This is a genomic window from Exiguobacterium marinum DSM 16307 (genome assembly GCF_000620845.1).
Taxonomy (GTDB): Bacteria; Bacillota; Bacilli; order Exiguobacteriales; family Exiguobacteriaceae; genus Exiguobacterium; species Exiguobacterium marinum.
The window spans coordinates 1372802-1397262 of record NZ_KK211189.1; the positions used below are offsets into that span (position 1 = coordinate 1372802).

Below are 24461 nucleotides of genomic sequence, written 5' to 3' on the forward strand. Positions count from 1 at the left end.
TGCGCCTACGTTAGGCACACCATTTTTTTATTTTAAGTTTTCTGGATTCAGTGGAAGTAAAGCATCGATGACGAAGCGACCGTCTTTCCGAATGAGTTGATCGTCGAACCAAATTTCACCGCCGCCATAATCTGGGCGCTGGATGTTGACAAGGTCCCAGTGGACGGACGAGTTGTTGCCGTTATAGGCATCATCGTACGCTTGACCTGGGGTGAAGTGGAAGCTTCCGTCAATTTTCTCATCGAATAGAATATCTTTCATCGGGTGCTGGATGTATGGGTTCACACCGATTGCGAACTCACCGACATAACGAGCGCCTTCATCTGTGTTGAACACTTCGTTGATGCGTTCTGTGTTATTGGCTGTCGCATCCACAATCTTACCATCTTTGAATGTCAGTTTCACATTTTCAAACGTGAATCCTTGATATGGAGATGGTGTGTTATAAGTAATGACCCCGTTAACCGAATCTTTTACCGGAGCCGTGAATACTTCACCGTCAGGGATGTTCATTTGGCCAGAACACTTGATGGCGGGGATGTCTTGGATTGAGAATGAAAGGTCTGTACCAGGTCCAATTAACGTGACGCGGTCTGTCTTGTTCATCAACTCGACCAATGCATCCATCGCTCGGTCCATTTTTCCGTAATCTAATGTACACACATTAAAATAGAAGTCCTCGAACGCTTCCGTCGATTTTCCTGCAAGTTGTGCCATTGATGGGGATGGATAGCGTAACACGACCCATTTTGTTCCTTTGACGCGGTCTTCGGTATGCATTTTCCCGAGTGTGGCACCAACGAGTTTTTGTTGCTCACTCGGCACGTCAGAGAGTTCGTTGATGTTATCACCAGCACGTAAGCCGATATAGGCATCCATTGCCTGCATCTGTTTACGCTCGATGTCGGCCATAAGTTCGAGTTGCTCTCGGCTTGCGCCCGTATATAACTTACGTAAGATACGGCTCTCTTTCAACAAGACGAACGGATGTCCTCCTGCTTCATAAGCTTTTTCGACGAGCGCCTCAACAAGCGCCTCCTCCACTCCGAAATTCTCGATCAGTACCTTTTCCCCCTGCTGAAGCTGGACAGAATAATTGATTAAACCGTCCGCTAATTGTGTAATTCTTGGATCTCTCACACGATCACCCCTAATTATTTTTATGAATTTCTATTTTAGTGTAATCGAAAACATAAAAACGGGTAAAGGAATAATCAGACCGAATGGCGAAAACGGTTGTAGCAAATCTTTTCAGTCATAATGGTGCTATAATGAAACAAGAAACGATTGAATAGGAGGAATGAATTGAATGGAAATCACATTAGGAGGCATTGCTGGCCTAATTGCGGCACTCGCATTTGTCGTACTCGTCATTTTCTTGGCGCGTGTTTTATCAAATGTAAACCGTACCCTTGGAAGCGTCGCCAATACGACCGAAAATTTAGAACGCCAGCTCGATGGAATCACAATGGAAGTGACGGCGCTCTTACATAAGACGAACCGTCTCGTGGATAATGTGGAAGAGAAGACTGAATTGCTCGCTCCTGTTGCCCACGCTCTTGACGAACTAGGGACATCACTGAACGAGGTTACTGAGTCAGTTCGTACTGTGTCGACTTCTGTTCACTCGGCAGCTGACGAAAATAAGGAGCAGATTGCTCAAGCCGTTCGATGGGGATCGGTTGCGGTTGAACTATTTAAAAAGAATAAACCGGAATCGTCAACTTCAAAAGAACGTCCACGACGTCGTACACGTCGTGAAAAGAAAGAAGAAACACCTGTATCACCTGATATGATTAATACAGATGATACGATTAAATAAACATCAGGGAGGAACTCACACATGATAGACCAAAAGCAACCAACAGAACAGAATCATTCAAGCGGTGGATTTTTGACGGGTGTCATTCTCGGAGGGATTGTCGGGGCTGCAGTCGCTTTATTGACGTCACCGAAAAGCGGCCGGGAAGTAAGAACGTACCTTGACGAAAAGACGTCGACATCACGCGAAAGGTTGACTGTCAAATCGAAAGAGATGCGTGAAAAAGCAGAGCCGGTCGTTGGGGAATGGATCAAAGTAGCTAGCGACAAGGCGGCACCAGTCCTTAATATCGTAAAAGATAAGGCACGTGAAGCAGCCGAACTAAAGCAACAGATGAATGAGGAAGACCTTTCGATTGAAGAGGCGATGGAAAAAGCGGATCAACTCGTCGCAGAAGCGGAATCAGAAGTGAAAGAACAGATGGACCGCGCGACCGAGGAAGAGACGACGAACACATCAGATCAGTCTGCATCAGACGATTCTCTTGAAGCGCCGGTCAGGGAGTTGCTTGACGATGAGGCAAAAGAAGAACTTGCTGACTTGAAGAAAGACCTCAAAAAAGAAGAGTGACACGTAAGGGCCGAATGCGTTCGGTCCTTTTTTGGTGATTTTGTGACGTAAAACGTTTCCTTATGACAAAGCGCACAAAGTTCGATATAATTAGGAATCTGGAAAGAACGGCTTAGGAATGAGAGGGAAAATATGAGTCCACAAGATCAATTGAATCGATTACGTCGAGAAATGGATGAATTGAACCATGAAATGCTCGACTTGCTTAGTCGGCGTGGTGCACTTGCCGTAGAAATCGGAAAAATTAAACGTCTTCAAGGCGTTGAACGATATGATCCGGTCCGGGAACGTGAGATGCTTGATTTCATTGCTTCTTCCAACCAAGGACCGTTTGAAACGTCACGTCTCCAACATATCTTTAAAGAAGTATTCAAAGCGTCTGCTGAATTACAAGGTGAAGACCGTGACAAAACGTTACTCGTTTCTCGTAAACGTCAACCGGAAGATACGTTGGTCCATGTGAAGGACGTGACCATTGGGAACGGGCGTCCACAGTTAATTGCGGGACCTTGTGCTGTTGAATCGTTTGAACAAGTGAATGCGGTCGCTGAGAAGCTCGCGTTGTCCGGAGTGAAGGTGATGCGGGGTGGTGCTTATAAACCTCGAACTTCACCGTACGACTTCCAAGGATTGGGTTTTGAAGGGTTGAAATTGTTGAAGACAGCGGCTGACCGACATGATTTACGAGTAATCACAGAAATTATGACACCAGGTGCGGTTGAATCAGCATTGCCCTATGTCGACATCATTCAAGTCGGCGCGCGGAACATGCAAAATTTCGATTTGCTAAAAGAAGTCGGGAAGACGGACAAACCAGTCTTGTTGAAGCGTGGATTATCCGCTACAATCGAAGAGTTCATTTACGCGGCAGAGTACATTATGTCTAGTGGAAACAGTCAGGTCATTTTGTGCGAGCGGGGCATTCGAACGTATGAGCGCGCTACTCGCAATACGTTAGACATTACAGCGGTACCGATTTTGAAACAAGAGACGCATTTACCTGTCATGGTAGATGTGACGCATTCAACAGGTCGTCGTGATTTGTTGTTGCCGGCTGCAAAAGCAGCACTTGCCATCGGGGCAGACGGTGTGATGGTAGAGGTACACCCAAATCCTGCGATTGCGTTATCGGATGCGCAACAACAATTGGACTTCGATCAATTTGATCAATTTGTGGAAGGACTGACTGTCCAGTTTCCTCAACTTGATTTGGTGAAAAAGTAAGCTTTCCAAATGGAAACGTTTTATATCGCATGAAGACAGGGTAAACTGATGACAGATACCTGTCTTCCTTTTTTAAGATGTTTTATGAAAACTTTTTGAAAATCAGGACTTGTAGGAGGAGTAATTTATGAATAGTAATAACGTAACAATTTATGATGTTGCACGAGAAGCCGGGGTGTCGATGGCCACCGTCTCACGTGTCGTCAACGGAAACCCGAATGTCAAACCAACGACACGCAAGAAGGTACAAGATGCAATCGATCGTCTCGGATATCGTCCGAATGCTGTCGCGCGTGGACTTGCGAGTAAGAAAACCACAACGGTCGGTGTCATCGTACCGGACATTTCGAATATTTTCTTTGCCGATTTGGCACGAGGGATTGAAGATGTTGCAACGATGTATAAATACAACATCATCCTTGGTAACTCGGATTCAAGTCGTGACAAGGAAATCCATTTACTGAACACGTTGTTAGGGAAGCAAGTCGATGGCATCATCTTCATGGGTGGGCGTTTGCACGAGGACCTCGTTGAAGAGTTCAAAAAATCACCGGTCCCAATTGTTCTCGCAGCGACGTTAAATCAAGGATATGACCTTCCTGCGGTCAACATCGATTATGAGCAGGCCGCATATGATGCAACCCAAATGTTAATTAACCACGGACATGATCGTGTCGGATTCATTACGGGACCGCTTGAGCAACAAATCAATGGCGAAAAGAAATTTGCCGGGTACCGTCGTGCGCTTGAAGATGAGGGTCTTCCATTCCATGAGAATGATATGATTCTTGGGAATTACACATACGCATCAGGACTTGAAGCGATGCAAAAAATGTTGCAGCGCGATGATTGCCCGAAGGCGATTTTTGCCGGGACAGACGAGATGGCTCTTGGAGTCATCCATGCGATTCAAGATGCCGGCTACTCGGTTCCGAACGACTTTGAAGTCGTTGGTCACGATAACACGCGCCTTGCGACCATGATTCGTCCGAAGTTAACGACAGTCGTACAACCGATGTATGATATCGGAGCTGTAGCGATGCGTCTCTTGACGAAAATTTTAAATGCGGAAGAGATTGAGGAGAAAAACGTCGTTCTCCCTCACCGAATCGAACGCCGTGACTCGCTTCGACAAGACTAACAGAGAGCCTCCCCAATCATCACGTGATGATTGGGGAGGCTCTTTTCATAAATAAATAGATTTGCGGTCATTCGAAATGAATGGCCAAAACGCACGTTTTGTGACTTCCCAATTTTTCTCTTCGATTTGTTGCCGTCTCGGGATATGGTCGAACGCGTAAAGTGAATCGTCCCACCGCGAGGGCAAGGGTTGACCGGCAACACCGGACCAATGTTCAATCCATTCATCAGGAAGTTCTCCAGTATATGGTGCCTCTCTCGTCAATCCGGCCCATACTTGAGCCCAGGCGCGCGGTACGGCACGATACCAGTCGTATCCGCCACCACCGAGCGCGACGAGGCGCCCATCTGTATATTCGTCTGCCATACGAGAAGCGATTTGTGGAATTTGTTCGAACGTTCGAATCGTTGATGCCAAATGCGTAAGAGGGTCAAAGGCATGAGCATCCGCGCCATTTTGGGTCAGAATGATATCCGGTTTGAACCATTCGCATGCCTCTCGTAAGACGGTCTCATAGCATTTTAAAAATGAGTCGTCTTCTGTGAATGCATCGACCGGTACGTTCCAACTATAGCCGTACCCTTTCCCGTTCCCTCGTTCCGTCACAGTTCCGGTACCTGGAAAGAGGTAGCGCCCCGTCTCATGAATGGATAACGTCATCACATCATCATCGTCATAAAAGAGCCACTGGACCCCGTCTCCATGATGCGCATCCGTATCAACATAGAGAACGCGTGACCCATATTGTTTCCTGACATGCGCAATGGCGACAGCGGCGTCGTTATAGACGCAAAACCCGGAAGCTTTACGCCGCATACCGTGATGTAATCCGCCTCCGATATGAAAGGCGCGCTCTCTTTTTCCGCTCGCCACGAGGTCGAGTGCATGAATCGTCCCTCCGACTAGACGAGCGGCCCCTTCATGAATCGTTGGGAAGATTGGTGTATCTTCCGTTCCGAGACCAAACTTATTCGCTTTCAAGGATGAAAGTTCCCCGGCTGCTGCTGTTTGAACAGCTTCAATGTAGTCTAAATCATGAACAAGTGCTAACTCTTCGACCGAAGCGATTGGGGGATTGACACACTCTGATTTTGAGAGCTTCCCAGAAGCAAGCAGAAGAGATGTTGTCAATTCAAGTCGTAATGGATTGAACGGATGATCCTCGTGAAAACGATAGGATGTTTCGTCTTCTCCGAATATGTAAATCGGTCTCATCGCGACATCTCCGGTCCGAGTACTTCATAACCTTCTCGTTTCAAGCGTTCAATAATGCGTAATGGATTCATCGTCTGGATGCGGAAAGAGACAATCCGTTTATAGGGATCACTCGTGGGGTGGACGAAAACGTTAATGATGTTGACGTTTGTCTTGGCGAGTAGTCGGGTCACTTTTTCGAGCGTGCCGGTCGTGTTCTCAACCAAGATTTCGATTTGTGAGCTCGGTTCGAGTGCACCAGTCAATTGTACGAAATAACGTAATAAATCTGTCTCGGTCAGCACTCCGACGAGTTTTCCTTGTTCGACAATCGGAAGACAAGTTAGTCGATTTTCATAAAATAAGGCAGCGGCATCTTCAAAAAAATCGAAGGGATGTGCTGTAGGAGCCTCGGAGCGCATGATGCTCGATATCGGATTTTGAAAGTCGGCATTTTCACTTTCTGGATGAAATACACTCGTCGCCCCGCTCATCTCGAATTGTCCAACAATTCCGACTACTTGTCTTGCCGGATTTGTCACAATCAAATGTCTGACACGATGTTCCCGCATCAGTTTAGCGGCGTGAGCAATTGTATTAGTCGGTTGAATCGTCACGACATGTCGATTCATCATCTGTTCGATTAACATGAAATCCCCTCCTTAGTCGTACATGAATCGTCGGCGTAGCCGAAGCGAATCAAAATGATCGATTGATTCTTGTCTCACGTTCTTCCCGATTCGTGCCATTAAGCAGTTGGCAGGGTGAGAGGCGATTTCAGGGTCGTCTGTAGGGAAGAATACGAGTCCGCCATGGTTCATCATTTTCTCCATGACTTTTCGATAATCCCAAATCGAAAGTCCACTGCCCTTTAGATCCCAATGCCAATAATATTCAGTCGTTAAAATTAAGAAATCATCCATATGCGGGTCCATCATAGATACTTCAAGTAATTGCTTGCCAATCCGTTGACCACGAAAGCGTGGGCTCACCTCAATCGCACCGAGTTCAAGGATATACGGGTCGTTTCCTTCACTCCAACGCTCGTACGGGTCAGGATAGAGAAATGTCACGTAGCCGATGACGAGGTCATTTTGTCGAGCGACAATGATGCGTCCCTCTTTTAAGTCAGCAATACCGACAAGCGCTTCGTGCTGATCTTCCGGTTCGCGAAAAGCTGTTAATCCTTCATCGAGACGATACGTCTGCAACACATCAGCTGCCACCGGACCGTCAATCGTCACTTCGCCTTGTGAGGTCTGCCACAGTTTTGAGTGATATTGTTTTTCCATTGGGTCACCACCTTTTCCATCTTATATTATAGCGCTTTCATTGCGTATGAATCACCCGTTTTGATGAATTTGGAAATTCGTTGATTTGTCATAATTTTAACACTATACTGAAAGTGGTTATACCAATCTTTACAGGGGAGGCGAATCTTTAACGATGGAAAAATTGAAAGCGTTAACAGGGGAGCATCAATTAGCGTCGTATGAAGAGGCTTGTCAGTCGTTTGAATGGACACAAGCAGAAACATTATTTTCTTGGAATTTGACGGGGAAAGTCAATTTGGCATATGAAGCAATCGATCGCCATGCAGAGAGTGAATTGGCGAAAAAAGTGGCATTGCTTTATTTCGATGGGGGTCGGGAAGAGCGCTACACGTATGCGGATATGAAGAGAGAGAGTAATCGTTCTGGTAATGTTCTGAAGTCGATTGGTGTGGAGAAAGGCGACCGCGTCTTTATCTTTATGCCACGTCAGCCAGAACTTTATTTTATTTTACTCGGAGCAATCAAACTCGGAGCCATCGTAGGGCCACTGTTTGAGGCATTCATGGAACAGGCGGTTCACGACCGGTTACTCGACTCGGAAGCGAAAGTGATTGTGACGACGAAAGAACTATTGCCACGTGTCCCAGTCGACCAATTGCCACATCTTGAGACGATTTTACTCGTCGGTGACGATGTCGAGGAATCGGGAAAAGCACTCGATTACCGTAAACTCGCGAACGATGCGACAACAGATTTAGAGTTGACGTGGGTCGATCGTGAGGATGGTTTAATTTTACACTATACCTCTGGTTCGACTGGGAAGCCGAAAGGTGTTCTCCACGTCCACAACGCCATGATCCAGCATATGATGACAGGCAAATGGGTACTCGACCTTCAACCTGACGATGTTTACTGGTGTACAGCTGACCCGGGGTGGGTGACTGGGACGAGTTATGGGATTTTTGCACCGTTTTTGAATGGCGCGACGAACGTCATCGTCGGCGGACGCTTCAATCCAGAGTTTTGGTACTCGGTTATTGAACGATTCGGCGTGACAGTGTGGTATAGTGCACCGACAGCGTTCCGAATGCTCATGGGTGCCGGGAACGAAGCGTTTGAGAAATATGACCTGTCTTCCTTACGACACATTTTATCGGTTGGTGAGCCGTTGAACCCTGAAGTGATTCGTTGGGGTTACGAGGCGTTTGACCTTCGAATCCATGACACGTGGTGGATGACGGAAACGGGTGGGATGATGATTTGTAACTACCCGACAATGGATATCAAACCAGGGTCGATGGGGAAACCGATTCCTGGATGCGAAGCGGCCATTTTGGACGACCGTGGCAAACCGCTCCCGCCGCATCGAATGGGGAACTTGGCACTCAAGACACCTTGGCCATCGATGATGCGGAAGATTTGGAAGAACGATGCGAAGTATGAGAGCTATTTCTGGGGAGATTGGTACGTATCTGGTGACTCGGCTTACATGGATGAAGACGGATACTTCTGGTTCCAAGGACGTGTCGACGATGTCATCATGACAGCGGGAGAACGAGTAGGACCGTTTGAAGTCGAAAGCCGACTCGTCGAACATCCGGCTGTCGCTGAGGCGGGCGTCATCGGAAAACCAGATCCAATTCGAGGTGAAATCATCAAAGCGTTCATCGCGCTTCGGAAAGGCTATGAGCCGTCGGATGAGTTAAAGCAAGAAATTCAGCAATTCGTCAAAGAAGGATTGGCTGCTCACGCGGCACCACGCGAAATAGAATTCAAAGACAAGCTGCCAAAAACGCGGAGTGGTAAGATTATGCGTCGCGTCTTGAAAGCTTGGGAGTTGAATCTCGAGGCCGGTGACTTATCGACGATGGAAGACTGAAGCAAAAAAGGCCGACACGAAATGTGTCGACCTTTTTTTCATTCACCATCCGAATCGGCGTTATCTTCAGCTGGTTGATCGGCTTCTTGTTGGGCCTCTTCTTCAGCTTGAGCCTCTTCCTCAGCTTTTTTCTTCGCTTCTTCTTCCGCTTTTTTCTTGGCAGCAGCATCAGCTTCAGCTTTTCGTTTAGCTTCTTCTTCGGCTTTTTTCTTCGCTGCAGCATCGTCAGCAGCTTCTTGTTTCTTCTCTTCAGCTTCTTTCTTAGCTTCCTCAGCCTTTTTCTTGGCTTCTTCTTCTTTTTTCTTCTCTTCCTCTTCTTTTTCTTTCTCTTCTATTTTCTTCTTCTCAGAGAATGAACCAGAATCTGTGAAGTCTTTTGCAGAGACGCTTGAAGGTTGCGAGAAGCGTGCGCTGACGTTTAGTGCTTTAGGGTTATCTGCATATACACGATTCATCGTTTGTGACCAAATGCGTTGCGTTCGCTGATAGTAACGCCCATATTCCCAGCTGTCTAGCATCGAGGCAAGTTGTGAATCATAACCAGACCAGACAGCGAGTGTGACGTTCGGGTTCGATCCAACTAAATAAGAGTCGCGTTGAGCGTTCGTTGTACCGGTTTTACCCATCCAGTCGCCAGGGACGTTGAGTAAGGATTGTGCGTATGTCGCAGTACCTGACGTGTAAACATCACGCAACATATCGAGCACGAGATAAGAGGTACGTTCCGTGAAAATACGAGTTTTCTTCGGTTTCGCTTCGTAAATCACTTCACCTTGATATTCGATTTCTTGGATGAAGTAAGGCTCTACATGCTCACCGTAGTTAGCGAGCATCGCATACGACGCTGCCAAATCGATTGGCTTTACTTCTCCTGTACCGAGGGCCATTGCTGATGCGTAACGATTTCCTTCGGATACAGGAATCCCCATATCCACTAGCTTCTGTGTATCGGCAGGTTTTTGATTACGTTCCTCATAAATTTTAACGGCCGGAACGTTCAATGAAAGCTTGAGTGCATCGCGCACTGTGACGATTCCGCGATACGTCTTCCCTTCGTTTTGAACTTGTTTTTTCGGTTGTCCCGGACCAGTGAACTGATAGTAATATTCTTCGTCAATAATTTGAGTGGCTGGCGTGATCATGCCAGCTTCGATTGCGTTTGAATAGACGAGAATTGGTTTTGCAGTCGATCCGATTTGACGTTCAGCCCAGAAAGCACGGTTCAAGTCATCCGTCTTACCGTTGATATATCGACCTCCGACGAATCCAAGTACTTTCCCAGTTTTGTTTTCAATCATAACCGAAGAGGTTTGTTCAGGAAGTGTACGGTCCTCTTCTTCGACATATTGATTCGGACCAAAGTTTCCGGCATTTTTAGCCGGTTGTTGCATCGCTTCGTGCACTTCTTTATCGAGTGTCAAACGGATGTTGAAACCACCTTGACGCAACATGTTATGCGCACGCTTGGCATAAGTGGATTGAACAGAGTCTTTTTCTTTAGAACTCAATTCATCAATTTCAATTCCATCTTGCTCCAATAAATAGTCTGTCACAATCTGACGTGCTTGTAGTTCCGCTTCATCAACAACATACGGATATTTGTCACGGGGCTTCGTCTGAGTCTGCATGAAGTCTTGCGTAATGTCATAGTTGTAAGCAGCATCATACTCTTCTTGCGTAATCTTCCCGGCGACGTACATCCGGTTCAATACTGTTTTCATTCGGTTGACTGCACCCGATACATCTTCTTTAATGACACCACCTTGATAGTAGGGTGTATAGAAGAACGGGTTTTTCGGAATCCCGGCAAGAAAGGCGGCTTGAGGGAGCGTTAACTTCTCTGCCGAAGTATTGAATACACCACGAGAAGCTGCTTCAATTCCGGAGATATTGCGTCCCATCGAGTTACGACCGAAAGAGACAACGTTTAAATAAGCGTTCAAAATTTCATCTTTATCCATCGCTTTTTCAAGTCGTAGGGCAAGTAAAATTTCTTTTGCTTTTCGTTCGAACGAAACTTCATTCGTCAACATTTGGTTTTTGATCAATTGCTGGGTGAGGGTTGAACCACCCGTACGATCTTCTGATCCGGTTGCTTCTTGTAAAATCGCGCGTAATGTTGCTTTCGGAACGACTCCGTCGTGCTCGTAGAACTCGACATCCTCTGTCGCGAGAAGCGCGTCGACGACGTAAGGGGATACTTTCTCTACCGGAATCGGGATTCGGACTTCATCGGTCGTATAGTTCCCGATGCGTTCCCCGCTCCCGAAGAAAATATTTGAGGTCGATGTGTACGTATTGATTTGTGACGTCATCGTCTTGTATGCAGGGGTAGGCATATCTTTGACAAGGGATGCGAAATATCCGACACCGATTCCAGCACCTAAAAACCCGATTAACATAACAGAAATGATGGTCAGAAGCAGAACGTTCCACGACACATCATACATAACATTTGCATAGCGACGTACTTTCAATGACGTCGGATTATTCCATAAGTCTCGAATCTTCTGCAGCATGACAGCCTCCTTAAATATGGTGTAAAACTATTTTAGACAGTAATATATTCGATTATAGCACAATTCAACCTACACCTTACCGTGAAACCGATGTCGCGTGCAAGTTTCGATATGGGAGTTGACAAGTCGAAATCGATGCTTATAAAATGAATAGCATAGTCAACAATATCATGACGCCTTGAAGAAAGCGAAGTAGTCGGTCGGCCTCTTGTCCAGAAAGCTAGTGGTTGCTGTGAACTAGCCAACGCCAAACGATGAATTACACTTTCAGAGCGTGCCATTAGGCCGGTTCGAGACCGTTATCTCTCGCTCAAAGCGGTCGCATCATATTGCGACAAGTAGGGTGGTACCGCGGAATCTCCGTCCCTTCTCATATTGAGAAGGGACGTTTTTTTATGTCAATTGAAGGAGTGGAACAAATGGAACTATTAAAAGATTTAGAGTTTAGAGGGCTTGTCAACCAAATGACAGACGAAGAAGGATTGAAGGAACAACTCAAGGGTCCGACGACGTTGTACACGGGATTTGATCCGACAGCGGATTCGCTTCATATCGGGCACTTACTGCCGATTTTGACGTTAAAACGTTTCCAACAGGCAGGTCATCAGGTCATCGCGCTTGTCGGTGGGGCGACAGGTATGATTGGAGATCCGTCCGGGCGTTCAGACGAGCGTTCTCTTAACACATTGGATACGGTCAAACTCTTTTCGGATCGTATCAAAGACCAGTTAAGTCGATTCCTCCCGCTTGAAGGAGAGAATCCGATCACAATCCGTAACAACTACGAATGGACAGAAGAGATGTCGATTATCGACTTCCTTCGCGATATCGGTAAACATTTCCCGATCAGTTACATGTTAGCGAAAGATTCGGTGGACTCGCGTATGGAGAACGGGATCTCTTACACTGAATTTTCATACATGTTGCTGCAATCATACGATTTCTTGAAATTATATGAGACTGAAAAATGTCGTCTTCAAGTCGGAGGCAGTGACCAGTGGGGAAACATCACAGCAGGTCTTGAATTGATCCGTCGCTTCGGCCATTCGGAAAAAGCGTTCGGACTCACGGTGCCGCTCGTCACGAAGTCGGATGGTCAGAAATTTGGGAAGACGGCCGGCGGTGCAGTTTGGTTGGATGCTGACAAGACTTCACCGTACGAGTTCTACCAGTTTTGGATTAACGTCGACGATGCCGATGTCATCAAGTTCATCAAATACTTCACGTTCATGTCTCATGAAGAAATCGAAGCACTTGCAGCTGAAGTGACGGAAGCACCGGAAAAACGTGTGGCACAGCGACGTCTCGCAGAAGAGATGACGAAGCTCGTCCACAGTGAAGCAGGGCTTGAGCAAGCTGAACGCATCACGAGAGCATTCTTCAGTGGTGATCTGACATCACTTCAACCGGAAGACATGGAGGACGCATTCAAAGGAATGCCGCAATTTGAACTTGACGGGGAACGTAACCTTGTCGACCTCCTCGTCGAAGCGAAGATTTCACCATCGAAACGTCAGGCACGAGAAGACGTGACGAACGGGGCGATTTACTTGAACGGCGAGCGTGAACAGGCACTTGATAAAGTCATCACGCGTGCTGACACACTCGGCGAATTTACAATCATTCGTCGTGGTAAGAAAAAATACTTTGTGATTCGTCACGTATAATCATCATGTCCGTCCGTTCCTTTTTTGTTGAGGAATGGACTTTTTTAACCCTTTTTCAGCTATGGTGATTTGATAAAATGATGAGGTAGGAGGGATGATAATGGAAATAGAAGAGTTTTTCGGTGATCAGTTCCATCAATGGCGCGAACATTTTCGATACTATGAGATGGCCATCACAGAACTTGAGAGCGACCTCGGGATCATCGACTTAGATTGGCAGACGCGACTCGGGTATTCACCGATTGAACATGTGAAGACGAGGATGAAGACGTTGCCGTCCATCGTACGCAAGATGAGGCGCAAAGAATTGCCGTTAGAAATCGAGGCGCTTTGGGAACATGTGCATGATGTAGCGGGAATACGGATTGTTACGAGCTTCCGAGATGATATATATGCGATTTTACGTCATTTAGAGGCGCGGGATGATTTGGAGATTATCGAAGTCAAAGATTATATCGAGCATCCGAAGCCAAGCGGGTATCGCAGCTTACATCTCATTGTGAAGACAAAAGTCTATTTGGCCGAACGAATTATCTGGGTGCCGGCCGAGATTCAGATTCGGACGCTCGCCATGGATTTTTGGGCAGCGACGGAACATAAGCTTCAATACAAATATCAGCATGCGATACCGGAATCGTCCAAAGAAGAGCTCATTGAGGCTTCTTTTATGGCCGATGCCCTCGACACACAGATGGGACGTATTCGACAAGAAATCTTAAAGAAATAAAAAAATCCCCTTCTCGAAGAAGGGGATTAAAAGCATTAACGTGAGTAGTACTCGACGATGAGTTGCTCTTTGATTTGGTCGTTAAGTTCAGCGCGTTCTGGGAGACGTACGAATGTACCTTCGAGTTTCTCAGCGTCAAACGATACGAAGTCTTTTGTAGCTGGTGCTACTTCAAGAGCTTCAGCGATTGCTTTAACGTTTTTCGATTTTTCGCGAACTGCAATAACTTGACCAGGTTTTACGCGGTAAGACGCGATGTCTACGCGTGATCCGTCAACTGTGATGTGACCGTGGTTGACGAGTTGGCGTGCTCCACGACGTGTGCGAGCGAGACCGAAACGGTAAACGAGGTTGTCAAGGCGTGATTCGAGCAAGAACATGAAGTTCTCACCGTGGATGCCTGGCATTTTACCAGCATCGTTGAAGATGCGGTTGAATTGCTTCTCGTTCACTCCGTACATGTGACGAAGTGCTTGCTTCGCTTGAAGTTGAAGACCGTATTCTGAGATTTTCTTACGACCATTTCCGTGTTGACCTGGTGCGTAAGGACGTTTTACTAATTCTTTACCCGTTTCGCTAAGCGAGATGCCTAAGCGACGCGAGAGTTTCCAAGCTGGACCTGTGTAACGAGCCATGTTTGGACTCCTCCTTGTTGTTCATGTATTTTGCACAAAAGAACAACGGTGTCAAAGACGAGTAACGCCCCTTTCAAGGTGCAAGCACCTTCACTTGATAGCGAAGCTACGAGATGCCCCTCCGACTAAGTCGAGGCCCGAAAGGTGGATACGTTTGTCAGTGACTGCTATCGTCATTTCATGCACAAAGATGAGTATACGATGAAACGTGATGCTTGTCAATCAAATATAGTGAAGTAATGTCTCACAAAAATGTTCGAGTCCTTGACGATCGACTTCGGAGAATCGATTAAATTCAGGGCTGTCGATATCGAGGACGCCGATTGTTTTACCGTCGCGCACGAGAGGGACAACGATTTCCGAGTTTGAAGCTGCATCACAAGCGATATGTCCCGGGAATTGATGGACATCGGCCACAAGCTGAGTTTTTTGTGTAGACGCTGCCGTTCCACAAACGCCTTTTCCAAATGCGATGTGCACACAGGCCGGTAGCCCTTGGAAAGGACCTAAGATGAGACTATCCTCAGAATTTGTCACATAAAATCCAACCCAGTTGATGCGATCTAAAAATTGATTCAGTAAAGCACTCGCATTAGCTAGGTTAGCCACTTCATTTGTCTCACCTTCTAATAGTGCAGCGAGTTGCTTATTTAATAGTTCATAACCTGCAGCTAAATCACCTGAATACGATGTCGTTTGGAACATAGCAAATCCCCTCCGTCTTTCATGTTTTTAGAATTTAGCATTATGGTACACGCAAATTAGTGATTTGTCTTGCGGAAAAGTTCTGAAAAAATGAACAATCTCCATTGAAACCATTGGAAAACCTATGCAAATCATTGGTTCTATAATATGATTAAGTATATCTATTCTTATAAAATACTTCTTTTTAATATAAGGTACATAAGTCCACGAAAGCGGCTTGGAGGTTGTGACAAAGATGGATTACGGAATTTATGGATTGATCATTGGAATCATCGTCGTCGTATTAGGCGGTATGTTGGGCAGTATGCTCATTCGAAGGAACTTTTATCAAAAAATTGATGACTTGGATATGAGGAAACAAAGTGTGCTCAGTGCGAGCGTACCTGTTGAACTCCAAAAGTTCAAACAATGGCCGATGGAAGGGGAAACAAAGGAAAAGTTTGATCGTTGGCATCAGTCTTGGGATGAGCTGGTCAGTGTGCATACAGGTCAAATTGATGAAGCGTTATATGGAGCTGAAGAAGATCTTGATAAATATCGCTTTATGAAAGTGAAGACCGACTTAAATGCAACAGAGCAACTCATCGAAGAACTCGAGGCGATGGTACACGCCATGCTCGATGAGATGGATGAGTTTACAACACACCACACGTCGCTAATGGATATTGTGAAGCAAGATGAGAAAGAACTGTATCAGTTCCGCAAAACATTGAACTCTCAAAACCATGCATTCGGACCGACCTATGATCTTGTCGAACAAGAGATTGCAACCGCTGAGGCGAAGCGAAGTGAGATGATCAACTTAAAGCAAGTCGGTCAAGTATCTGAAGCATTTGAAACCGGACAAGCACTTTCGGACAAAGTCGGACATATCCGTGAGTTGATTCGAATCATTCCTCAATTTGTACGAACGGTTCAAGTTGAGTTAAAACAACAACTCCAACAGTTGCGGGCTGGACATAAAGAAATGCAAATGGACGGATATGCGCTCGAACCGCTCGGACTGATGGATGAAATCGACCAAGCGGAAGAACGTCGTGAGGAACTGATGACTCGAATCGAGCGATTGGAATTCGATCATTTCGAAGAGGACATGCAACAATTGAGTTCGGATATCGACCAACTATTTGAAGCATTCCGAACGGAAGTCGATGCTCGTCAATACGTGAAAAAAGAATTTGCAGCGATTCAGGAACGAGAACGTCAATCCACTGAAATCATGAACAACCTACAAACTGAAATGTCTCGACTCGTCAGTAATTATGAAATCAATGCCCGCGTCGGTGAAGAGTTTGAACAACTAGAACGTGAACTGACGGAGCTTACGGCCAACGTCCTTGACATCGAACAAGCTCTTGTCGCTCAAATGTTGCCGTTTAGCATGATTAAATCTAAAGTGCAGGAAGCGAAACGATCACTCGACCAATTCAATGCGATGCACGAACGGTTCATTGAAGACACGAATTCATTAAGAAAAGAAGAACTTGAAGTACGACACAAGTTAGAGACGTGGAAGAAAGAATTGTCTGGCCACCGACGACTTTTGGCAAAAAGTGCGATGCCGGTTGTACCGAGCGACTTGTCGAACGACTTACGTCAACTTCAAAAAGGTGTCCAGTCGTTAGATGAACAGTTCGATAAGGCGCCGTTCAATATGACATACATCGTAGGGCTCAGCCATGACGTGGAAGAAATGATGGACCATTTCCGTGACCGTGTACATGCCCTCATTCGTCAAGTGACGTATGCCGAACAGTTATTACAGTATGCGAACCGTTTCCGTCGTCGTGACAACGAAGTGCACATTGCTCTGACGCTTGCAGAAAATAAATTTTTGCATGGTGAGTACGGTACTGCCGTTGAAATCGGTGAGCGGGTGCTTGGGCGATTTGAAGAAAACGGGGCGCATGAAATTCGTCAACGTGTGGATAAAGGGTTAGAGCAACAAGAGTTACTAAAAAAATAATCGATGCATGAAGATTGACGGAAACGGGAAAAACGTAGACGTCAATCTTTTTTCAATCAAGGAGGAATCGTCAGATGGGTACGTTATGGGTCAATGGGAACATCTATACGTTAAATAAACCAGGTGAGATGATGCGAGCCATGTTTGTAGAGCATGGTCGGGTCTTAAAAATGGGAGAAGAAGGGCATCTCCGTCGTACATACGCCGGTCGGATTGAAGAGATTGTGAACTTGGAAGGGAAAAGTGTATATCCAGCCTTCACTGACTCACATATCCATCTCGTCGGCTACGGAGAAGCGTTAGAACGTGTCGATGCAAGCGAAGCGACCAACCTTCGAGAATTACTTGAGACGATGAAACAACAAGGGTCTGGGGACGAATGGATTGTAGCCGAAGGGTTTGATGATCGTTTGCTTGGCGAAATGCCGACAAGGGAGATGATTGATGAAGTGATTGGTGATCGTCCTGTCGTCTTGAAGCGTGTCTGTCGTCATGTGGCGGTTGTGAACTCGAAAGGACTTGAACGCCTCGGTTTGATTCATCATACGGTCATCGAAGGTGGGAAACTCGGCCGAGACGAGGAAGGAAAGTTGAACGGCGTCTTATATGATGCTGCCTTAGACCTTCTTTATAAAGAACTGAGTGGGAATCGAAAGAAAAATGCTACCTCGCTCCGTCGCGCAATCGATTCATTATTCTCGCATGGCATCGTGGGTGCTCACACCGAAGACTTATTTTATCATGGAGACCCACTTGAGACGATTCAAGCGTACGAGGATGTTTTAGAAGACCTCCCGTTTCAGGCGCATCTTCTCGTTCATGAGCAGGTGGTGGACCGTATTATTCAACAGGATGCGATGACAAAGCGAAAACGGTTTGATTTTGGGGCGATGAAGTTGTTTGTGGACGGTTCGTTCGGTGGACGCACCGCTCTTTTATCCGTTCCTTATGCGGATGATCAAAGTCAGCGCGGAATCGAAGTGCATCGACCGGACCATCTCGAAGCGCTCGTGAAAAAAGCGCGGACGTACGGAATGAATGTGGCGGCACATGTGATCGGGGATGCGGCGGTCGAACAGTTTGTCGGTTTACTCGAAAAATATCCTGCTAAAAAAGGAACGAGAGATCGAATTATTCACGCTTCGCTATTAAATGATTCACTCATCAACCGCATCAAATCGCTACCCGTGTTGATTGACGCACAACCTGTATTTTTATCGGATGATTTAGATATGTTATTCGAACGGTTAGGGAATGAACGCGTTCATGATGTGTATCGGTTCAAATCATTACTAGATACGGGGGCCCTCTTATTAGGAGGAAGTGATGCTCCGATTTCATCCGTCGATGTTCGAAAGGGGTTGTTCGGTGCAGTGACGAGACAGTCGTTCAAAGGGTCGAGCACGCTAAATCCAAACGAACGCCTATCGATGTATGAAGCACTCCGTAGCTTCACTTATTCACCTCATGTTGCAACCGGTACACATGGTAGGAATGGGCTGTTGATTCAAAGTTACAATGCCAATTTCACAGTATGGGATGAGGATTTCTTTAAATTAAGCGGAGAAGACATTCTTCATAATCGTCTCGTCATGACGGTCGTCGAAGGAAAACCGGTATACGAGGCAGAAGTCATCACATCGTAAACTATTAAAGAGGAGTCGATTCATCCAGGTCGGATGAATCGACTCCTCTTGTTTATTAGAAGAATGAACGTTGTACTTTGTGCCAAAACGAGTTGGTCCGGAGTTTGACGGTCTTGATGACTTGGTCTGAAAGCTCGATATCAATTCGGTCTGTATATTTTAAACTAAGTGCCTCGTTATCCATACCGATGATCGGATAGTCATTTCCGTCTTCGACGATACGAAGCGATAGCTTACGTGAGTCGTGGACGATGAAAGAAGAGCCAAGCGTACGGTACCGATTATTGTTGACCGATGCGATTTCGCTCACTTGCATGCAAGGGATGAGTGGATCGACGACCGCACCGCTCAAGGATTTGTTATAGGCAGTCGAACCGGTCGGAGTCGAGACCACCATTCCGTCCCCACGGAATGTTTCGAAATGTAAGTCGTCGATATATACCTCGATGGCGAGTGATTTGATGATACTAGATTTAATCGAAGCTTCATTTAAACAGAGAAGCGGTGTCGATTCGTTGATTGATGAAGAGAGAAGCGGATACTTCCGTACTTCGATGCCTTCTTCGATCCGTGTCGAGTTGTCTGAGAAGAGTCGGTCAACTTCATCGAGTTTATGTATATCAAAATCACAATAAAACTCGTTCAATCCGCGTCCGAATCCGACATAAATGGCATCTTGACGGAAACCGGTGTAACGAACAGCCTGCAAGAATGCGCCGTCCCCGCCGACTGCTGCGATAATGTTCGCGTCCTCAGGTTGATTCACGATGTTAAATCCGTGTTTTTCCCCAATTTCTTTTAACTTTTTCACTTCTTTAGTGAATTCGTTGACGTTACGATGGTACAAATAGACGTTGTTTCTCATCTGAGTCATCCCCTTTGTCAATGGTGTCTCCTTTATTATAACGTGTTTCTTCTGACCAATATAGGGAAAACTGAAACAGAGCCAAAAGCAGGAAGTTTGTCAAAGGCTCGAATTCATCGATATGATGAACAAGTAACTACAACAAAGGGGATGAGTTTATGCCAACATTTAAAGGGAACAACGTGACATTACAAGGGAATCCAGTGAAAGTGGGAGACGAAGCTCCTGATTTCCGTGTTTTAACGACCGCTTTAGAAGAAGTGACATTAGCAAGTTACCCGGGTAAAAAACTGATCAGCGTCATTCCTTCGATTGATACAGGCGTATGTGACGCACAAACGCGTGAATTCAATGAGAAAGCTTCTTCACTTGGCGGAACGGTCTTGACCGTGTCGAACGACTTACCATTCGCACAGCGCCGTTGGTGTTCAGCATCTGGTCTAGATAACGTGGTCACACTCTCCGACCACCGCGACCTTTCATTCGCGAAAGCGTACGGAGTCTTAATTGAAGAAATGCGTCTTCTCGCACGTTCTGTGTTCGTCGTCGATTCAAATGGAACTGTGAAGTATGTTCAATACATGGATGAAATGACAGATGAAGTCGATTTTGAAGCGGCATTACAAGCGTTCGAACAAGCGAATTGATTCGTTTGGCGAAATTGATTAAAATAGCTTACACTAGTATGTGAACCGACCGGTCCTCTTATGGGGGCCGGTTTTGTATGGAAAGGATGAACGAAAAATGGAACGTTTTGAACAACTGTATCGTGATTGGAAAACAGAAGCGAAAAAGCTCGTCAACGACTTAGATGTATTACCGATTGAGGCGCTTGTACAAGTGTTTGACCACGTCGAAATTGAAAAAGAAAAAATGGATGATGTGCGCAAAGCCATCAGCTTGCTCGTGCTTGAAGAAACGACACAACTTCCGCCGAACAATCAACCGACACCAGATGCGGTCAGTTTGTTCATAGGCTACTTGGCAACAAAGCTACTTAAGGACGAGGCGACAATCCTTGATCTTGGTAGCGGAACGGGTACACTATCGCATGCCGTCCTTTCCCAGTTGAAAGATGCGACAGCGCAAGCAGTCGAAGTCGATGAATTGTTACTCCGCCTTTCCTATTCTATAAGTAACTTATTAGGGGAGCCGGTATCGTACTTCCATCAAGACGCCCTCGCTCCTCTATTAGTCGAGCCGAGCGATCTTTCGATTGCCGACTTACCGATCGGGTATTATCCGAACGATGAAGTCGCCGCCGAATATGATATGGAGCGAGAAGAAGGTCATTCGTACTCTCATTTTCTTATGATGGAACAAGCGATTCGTCATACGAAACCGGGTGGTCATGGATTGTTTGTCATTCCGAACAATTTGTTTGAACAGGATGATGAAGGGAAATTAAAACAATGGATGGACCGCGAGGCCGTCGTCAAAGGGGTCATCCAGCTCCCGACGACGATGTTTAAAGATGAACGTTATGCGAAAAGTTTGTTGCTCCTTCAAAAAGTAGGGGAAGGCGTCACGCGTCCGAAACAAGCACTATTTGTTGAACTTCCATCGTTCACAGATGTAAGAGCAGTTGCCAATGTGGTGAAACAGATTGACGAATGGTTCAAAACAACACAAAAATAATGGACAAAATACTTGAAAAAGGTATGCAAAATCAAGTATCTTCATTATGATACAGTTATCAGTTTTAAATTGAACAGATAAATAAAAGCGTTTAAAACGAAAGTTAAGAGGTGTATGACATGACGAAAATTATGGCAGTCAATGCTGGTAGTTCATCGCTCAAGTTCCAGTTACTCGAGATGCCTTCTGAAGAGTTGCTCGCAGTCGGACTTGTTGAGCGTGTAGGGAAAGAAGATGCAATTTTTACAATCAAGTATGGTGAAGGACAGAAGTTCAACGTGGTCACGCCACTTCACACACATAAAGAAGCGGTTGAATTGGCGTTGGAGAAATTAATCGAACTCGATATCATCCAATCGTTCGACGAGATTTCTGGCGTAGGTCACCGTGTGTTACACGGAAAAGAGTTGTATGCTGATTCGGTCGTCATCGACGAAGAAGTGATGAAGAATATCGAGTCTTTCACAGAGCTCGGACCACTTCACATCCCGCCGAACTTGACTGGGATTCGTGCTTTCCAAACAATCTTGCCAAATGTTTCACAAGTTGCAGTGTTCGATACGGCATTCCACCAGTCGATGCCAGAAGAGAACTTCTTGTACAGTCTTCCGTATGAATACTACACAGAACACGGTGTTCGAAAGTATGGTTTCCACGGTACTAGCCACAAGTATGTCACACAACGTGCGGCAGAACTTCTCGGCCGTCCGCTCGAAGATTTACGTTTAATCTCATGTCACCTAGGTAGCGGTGCATCAATCGCAGCCGTCGCAGGTGGTCGTTCAATCGATACAACAATGGGCTTCACACCACTAGAAGGAATTACAATGGGAACTCGTTCAGGTTCATTGGACCCTGCGCTCATTCCCTTCTTGATGCAAAAAACAGGGAAGTCTGCTGAAGATGTGTTGAATGTCATGAATAAAGAGTCCGGTGTTTATGGTCTTTCTGGTATTTCAAGTGACTTGCGTGACATCGAGCAAGCTGCTGCAGAAGGTAACCATCGTGCAGAAGTTTCATTGAAAATCTTCTCGAACCGCATTCATGGTTATATCGGACAATATGCCGCTGAAATGAATGGTGTCGACGCCATTATCTTCACAGCAGGTGTCGGTGAGAACTCTGACGTCATCCGTGAGCGTATCCTTCGTGGTCTTGAATTTATGGGAGTGTACTGGGATCCTTCACTTAACAGCGGTGCACGTGGTAAAGAATTGTTCATCAACTATCCACACTCACCAGTTAAGGTCATCATCATCCCGACAAACGAAGAATTGGTTATCGCACGGGACACGGTTCGCATCGCGAACCTCGTCGAAGAACACGCATAAAATAAATCTGCCCCACGTTACTTCAAGTAATGTGGGGATTTTTTTAGGTCTTTTTTCCTAATTAAACGAAGCGTGAATAGGAAAAAGGATTTTTTGTATGTAACATAAGGCGTATTATTTTGATTGTTTTGTAATGTTTGAGTCATGAACGAACCATTTATTGGATGTTAATTATATAAAAATCTCTCTTTCGTTACAGACGGTCGGTTCAACGTAACAAATCGTTCGTTTTGACATCAATTTGTAATGTTCGTGTCACTCAAATGAACAGGAAGTGTAACGGCACTAACGGATATTTCATCATATAGTTATTTGGACGAAATATTCATTAGAACATAAAGTTCATCTGTCATATAAGTGATGATATCGAATCTTAAACAAATTGACGAAGAGAGGACGAAAAACGTATGTTGAAAAAAATCATGACGCTATTACTTCTCGCCATCGCCGTGTTTGCATTTGCCTTACCAACTTCACCAGTGGAAGCAGCTACAAAAAAAGTATATGTTGCAACGAAATCAGGATCGAAATTGGTATATGCAGAGGGGAAATCGAATGCACGAGTGATTGGGAAGATTAAGGCGAGTGATCGTCTTCAACGAACGGGCTCTCGAGGTGCTTGGATTCGCGTGAACTATAATGGGAAGGCCGGATGGATCCCGACAAAAAACTTACGTACGGTGAGTGCTCCAAAACCAATCAAACCAGCAAGCGTTAAAACATATACGATGAAAGCATCAGCATATACTCCGTATTGCAGGGGATGTTCTGGTAAAACGGCACTCGGTTGGAATGTCCGCACTCAAAAGCGTAACGTCATCGCAGTGGACCCTCGTGTCATTCCACTCGGTACTAAAGTTCAAGTATACGTGGGAAGCAAGTTGTTAGGCACATATACAGCGGCTGACACAGGCGGCGCGATTAAAGGGAATAAAATCGATATCTTAATGTACTCACACAGTGCTGCGATTCAATTTGGTCGCAAAACGGTTACCGTTAAGGTGCTATAATTCCACATCAAAAGGGTCTTGCGATTGCGCAAGACCCTTTTTAAAATAAATGAACAGTTATTGGCGGACGATGAGAACGTCACACTTCGCATAACGGACGATGCTCTCAGATACGCTTCCGATAAAGAATCGTTCGACCGCGTTCAAACCGGTCGCGCCACAAATAATAAGGTCAATATCATGGTTAGGCGCAATCTTTTTAGAGATAGTTACTTTAGGGGAACCATATTCTATTACGGTTTCAACTTCTTTTACACCACGTTCTTTAGCTCGATTCACATAGTCTTCAAGCAATTCTCTGGCATATGTCTCAGCGCGTTCAGTGATTGTCCGATCGTATGCTTCGACAGTCGCAAACGTTCGTGTATCAATGACGTGACCGACGTACAGTTTTCCTTCGTTACGAATCGCGACATCGATTGCTGTCTCAAATGCGCGTTCCGCCTCTTTAGAGCCGTCAACGGCAGATAAAATGTGTTTGTATACAATTGCCATGTGAATCCCAACCTTTCGCTCGAAATATACGTTCGGCTTACATATATAGTATACCACTTCTTTCAGTTTTCACGCTTTTTCGTTATGAAAATGAGTGAATTTTTTCATGATGTCGTTCACGACATGTCCAAGTTTGGAATTCGTGTGTTAGAA

Annotated in this window: 22 protein-coding genes and 1 other annotated feature; of the genes, 13 read left to right on the forward strand and 9 right to left on the reverse strand. The window is 45.6% G+C overall.

What is annotated here, in order from left to right; translation table 11 throughout:
* Nucleotides 1–27: 27 nt before the first annotated feature.
* Nucleotides 28–1140: an aminopeptidase gene (locus P400_RS0107370; RefSeq protein ID WP_026825573.1), complete on the reverse strand. Its 1113-nt coding sequence runs from the start codon at nt 1138–1140 to the stop codon at nt 28–30.
* A gap of 169 nt (nt 1141–1309) precedes the next feature.
* Here P400_RS0107370 and P400_RS0107375 point away from each other — a divergent pair, with 169 nt between their 5' ends.
* The 4 genes from P400_RS0107375 (at nt 1310) to ccpA (ending at nt 4757) form a co-directional block, all read left to right on the forward strand.
* Entirely contained in the window at nt 1310–1822 is a 513-nt protein-coding gene (locus P400_RS0107375) for a DUF948 domain-containing protein (protein ID WP_026825574.1), read from the forward strand.
* A 21-nt stretch (nt 1823–1843) separates the two neighbouring features.
* Complete coding sequence (locus P400_RS0107380; protein ID WP_026825575.1) at nt 1844–2392, forward strand: YtxH domain-containing protein; 549 nt, start codon at nt 1844–1846, stop codon at nt 2390–2392.
* 132 nt (nt 2393–2524) lie between these two features.
* The gene (locus tag P400_RS0107385) at nt 2525–3616 is read left to right on the forward strand and encodes a bifunctional 3-deoxy-7-phosphoheptulonate synthase/chorismate mutase (protein ID WP_026825576.1); all 1092 of its coding nucleotides are present in this window, start codon (nt 2525–2527) and stop codon (nt 3614–3616) included.
* 127 nt (nt 3617–3743) lie between these two features.
* On the forward strand, nt 3744–4757 hold the full coding sequence (gene ccpA, locus P400_RS0107390) for a catabolite control protein A (RefSeq protein WP_026825577.1): 1014 nt from the start codon (nt 3744–3746) through the stop codon (nt 4755–4757).
* 45 nt (nt 4758–4802) lie between these two features.
* Here ccpA and P400_RS0107395 read toward each other — a convergent pair whose 3' ends face one another.
* From P400_RS0107395 to P400_RS0107405, 3 genes are read right to left on the reverse strand one after another with little or no spacing between them, the layout of a single operon-like run.
* Nucleotides 4803–5972, reverse strand: a complete 1170-nt coding sequence (locus tag P400_RS0107395; RefSeq protein WP_026825578.1) for an acetoin utilization protein AcuC — start codon at nt 5970–5972, stop codon at nt 4803–4805.
* On the reverse strand, nt 5969–6601 hold the full coding sequence (locus tag P400_RS0107400) for an acetoin utilization AcuB family protein (protein ID WP_026825579.1): 633 nt from the start codon (nt 6599–6601) through the stop codon (nt 5969–5971). Before P400_RS0107400 ends, P400_RS0107395 begins: the two co-directional genes overlap by 4 nt.
* Nucleotides 6602–6613: 12 nt before the next feature.
* Complete coding sequence (locus P400_RS0107405; RefSeq protein WP_026825580.1) at nt 6614–7243, reverse strand: GNAT family N-acetyltransferase; 630 nt, start codon at nt 7241–7243, stop codon at nt 6614–6616.
* A 154-nt stretch (nt 7244–7397) separates the two neighbouring features.
* On the opposite strand from P400_RS0107405, the gene acsA reads away from it, so the two are divergent.
* Nucleotides 7398–9104, forward strand: coding sequence for an acetate--CoA ligase (gene acsA / locus P400_RS0107410; RefSeq protein ID WP_026825581.1), 1707 nt, complete (start codon nt 7398–7400; stop codon nt 9102–9104).
* Nucleotides 9105–9142: 38 nt separating this feature from the next.
* On the opposite strand, the gene P400_RS15050 is transcribed toward acsA, so the two are convergent.
* On the reverse strand, nt 9143–11623 hold the full coding sequence (locus P400_RS15050; protein WP_026825582.1) for a transglycosylase domain-containing protein: 2481 nt from the start codon (nt 11621–11623) through the stop codon (nt 9143–9145).
* A 169-nt stretch (nt 11624–11792) separates the two neighbouring features.
* Nucleotides 11793–11994, forward strand: a binding site (T-box leader).
* 48 nt (nt 11995–12042) lie between these two features.
* Between P400_RS15050 and tyrS the strand changes: the two genes are divergently transcribed.
* Both tyrS and P400_RS0107425 read left to right on the forward strand, forming a co-directional pair.
* Nucleotides 12043–13290, forward strand: coding sequence for a tyrosine--tRNA ligase (gene tyrS / locus P400_RS0107420; protein WP_026825583.1), 1248 nt, complete (start codon nt 12043–12045; stop codon nt 13288–13290).
* Nucleotides 13291–13390: 100 nt separating this feature from the next.
* The gene (locus P400_RS0107425; protein ID WP_026825584.1) at nt 13391–14017 is read left to right on the forward strand and encodes a GTP pyrophosphokinase; all 627 of its coding nucleotides are present in this window, start codon (nt 13391–13393) and stop codon (nt 14015–14017) included.
* 35 nt (nt 14018–14052) lie between these two features.
* Here P400_RS0107425 and rpsD read toward each other — a convergent pair whose 3' ends face one another.
* Together rpsD and P400_RS0107435 are read right to left on the reverse strand one after the other, a co-directional pair.
* Entirely contained in the window at nt 14053–14652 is a 600-nt protein-coding gene (rpsD, locus tag P400_RS0107430; RefSeq protein ID WP_026825585.1) for a 30S ribosomal protein S4, read from the reverse strand.
* A 222-nt stretch (nt 14653–14874) separates the two neighbouring features.
* Nucleotides 14875–15357, reverse strand: a complete 483-nt coding sequence (locus P400_RS0107435; RefSeq protein ID WP_026825586.1) for a GAF domain-containing protein — start codon at nt 15355–15357, stop codon at nt 14875–14877.
* 235 nt (nt 15358–15592) lie between these two features.
* On the opposite strand from P400_RS0107435, the gene ezrA reads away from it, so the two are divergent.
* Together ezrA and P400_RS0107445 are read left to right on the forward strand one after the other, a co-directional pair.
* Nucleotides 15593–17323, forward strand: coding sequence for a septation ring formation regulator EzrA (ezrA, locus tag P400_RS0107440; RefSeq protein WP_026825587.1), 1731 nt, complete (start codon nt 15593–15595; stop codon nt 17321–17323).
* 74 nt (nt 17324–17397) lie between these two features.
* Entirely contained in the window at nt 17398–18969 is a 1572-nt protein-coding gene (locus tag P400_RS0107445; RefSeq protein WP_026825588.1) for an amidohydrolase, read from the forward strand.
* 55 nt (nt 18970–19024) lie between these two features.
* Here the strand turns inward: P400_RS0107445 and P400_RS0107450 are convergent, their stop codons facing one another.
* Nucleotides 19025–19843, reverse strand: a complete 819-nt coding sequence (locus P400_RS0107450; protein ID WP_026825589.1) for an NAD kinase — start codon at nt 19841–19843, stop codon at nt 19025–19027.
* A gap of 149 nt (nt 19844–19992) precedes the next feature.
* Here P400_RS0107450 and tpx point away from each other — a divergent pair, with 149 nt between their 5' ends.
* The 4 genes from tpx to P400_RS15860 all read left to right on the forward strand — a co-directional run bounded on the left by tpx (nt 19993) and on the right by P400_RS15860 (nt 23813).
* The gene (gene tpx / locus P400_RS0107455) at nt 19993–20481 is read left to right on the forward strand and encodes a thiol peroxidase (RefSeq protein WP_026825590.1); all 489 of its coding nucleotides are present in this window, start codon (nt 19993–19995) and stop codon (nt 20479–20481) included.
* A gap of 97 nt (nt 20482–20578) precedes the next feature.
* Nucleotides 20579–21472, forward strand: a complete 894-nt coding sequence (locus tag P400_RS0107460; protein WP_026825591.1) for a class I SAM-dependent methyltransferase — start codon at nt 20579–20581, stop codon at nt 21470–21472.
* A 119-nt stretch (nt 21473–21591) separates the two neighbouring features.
* Nucleotides 21592–22803 carry an acetate kinase gene (locus P400_RS0107465; protein ID WP_026825592.1) on the forward strand — a complete coding sequence of 404 codons (1212 nt, stop codon included), beginning with the start codon at nt 21592–21594 and terminating at the stop codon, nt 22801–22803.
* Between the two features lie 407 nt (nt 22804–23210).
* Nucleotides 23211–23813 carry a 3D domain-containing protein gene (locus tag P400_RS15860; protein WP_026825593.1) on the forward strand — a complete coding sequence of 201 codons (603 nt, stop codon included), beginning with the start codon at nt 23211–23213 and terminating at the stop codon, nt 23811–23813.
* A gap of 57 nt (nt 23814–23870) precedes the next feature.
* On the opposite strand, the gene P400_RS0107475 is transcribed toward P400_RS15860, so the two are convergent.
* Nucleotides 23871–24308 (reverse strand): universal stress protein, encoded by a 438-nt coding sequence (locus P400_RS0107475; RefSeq protein ID WP_026825594.1) that lies wholly within the window; start codon nt 24306–24308, stop codon nt 23871–23873.
* Between the last annotated feature and the right edge of the window lie 153 nt (nt 24309–24461).

Bases quoted from the DNA above. Each gene is read 5' to 3' on its own strand.
- ccpA (WP_026825577.1), top strand. From the start codon at position 3,744: ATGAATAGTAATAACGTAACAATTTATGATGTTGCACGAGAAGCCGGG.
- P400_RS0107450 (WP_026825589.1), bottom strand. From the start codon at position 19,843: ATGACTCAGATGAGAAACAACGTCTATTTGTACCATCGTAACGTCAAC.
- ezrA (WP_026825587.1), top strand. From the start codon at position 15,593: ATGGATTACGGAATTTATGGATTGATCATTGGAATCATCGTCGTCGTA.
- P400_RS0107445 (WP_026825588.1), top strand. From the start codon at position 17,398: ATGGGTACGTTATGGGTCAATGGGAACATCTATACGTTAAATAAACCA.
- tyrS (WP_026825583.1), top strand. From the start codon at position 12,043: ATGGAACTATTAAAAGATTTAGAGTTTAGAGGGCTTGTCAACCAAATG.
- P400_RS0107380 (WP_026825575.1), top strand. From the start codon at position 1,844: ATGATAGACCAAAAGCAACCAACAGAACAGAATCATTCAAGCGGTGGA.
- P400_RS0107425 (WP_026825584.1), top strand. From the start codon at position 13,391: ATGGAAATAGAAGAGTTTTTCGGTGATCAGTTCCATCAATGGCGCGAA.
- rpsD (WP_026825585.1), bottom strand. From the start codon at position 14,652: ATGGCTCGTTACACAGGTCCAGCTTGGAAACTCTCGCGTCGCTTAGGC.
- acsA (WP_026825581.1), top strand. From the start codon at position 7,398: ATGGAAAAATTGAAAGCGTTAACAGGGGAGCATCAATTAGCGTCGTAT.
- P400_RS0107405 (WP_026825580.1), bottom strand. From the start codon at position 7,243: ATGGAAAAACAATATCACTCAAAACTGTGGCAGACCTCACAAGGCGAA.
- P400_RS0107460 (WP_026825591.1), top strand. From the start codon at position 20,579: ATGGAACGTTTTGAACAACTGTATCGTGATTGGAAAACAGAAGCGAAA.
- P400_RS0107385 (WP_026825576.1), top strand. From the start codon at position 2,525: ATGAGTCCACAAGATCAATTGAATCGATTACGTCGAGAAATGGATGAA.
- P400_RS0107400 (WP_026825579.1), bottom strand. From the start codon at position 6,601: ATGTTAATCGAACAGATGATGAATCGACATGTCGTGACGATTCAACCG.
- P400_RS0107475 (WP_026825594.1), bottom strand. From the start codon at position 24,308: ATGGCAATTGTATACAAACACATTTTATCTGCCGTTGACGGCTCTAAA.
- P400_RS0107465 (WP_026825592.1), top strand. From the start codon at position 21,592: ATGACGAAAATTATGGCAGTCAATGCTGGTAGTTCATCGCTCAAGTTC.
- P400_RS0107435 (WP_026825586.1), bottom strand. From the start codon at position 15,357: ATGTTCCAAACGACATCGTATTCAGGTGATTTAGCTGCAGGTTATGAA.
- P400_RS15050 (WP_026825582.1), bottom strand. From the start codon at position 11,623: ATGCTGCAGAAGATTCGAGACTTATGGAATAATCCGACGTCATTGAAA.
- tpx (WP_026825590.1), top strand. From the start codon at position 19,993: ATGCCAACATTTAAAGGGAACAACGTGACATTACAAGGGAATCCAGTG.
- P400_RS0107395 (WP_026825578.1), bottom strand. From the start codon at position 5,972: ATGAGACCGATTTACATATTCGGAGAAGACGAAACATCCTATCGTTTT.
- P400_RS0107375 (WP_026825574.1), top strand. From the start codon at position 1,310: ATGGAAATCACATTAGGAGGCATTGCTGGCCTAATTGCGGCACTCGCA.
- P400_RS15860 (WP_026825593.1), top strand. From the start codon at position 23,211: ATGTTGAAAAAAATCATGACGCTATTACTTCTCGCCATCGCCGTGTTT.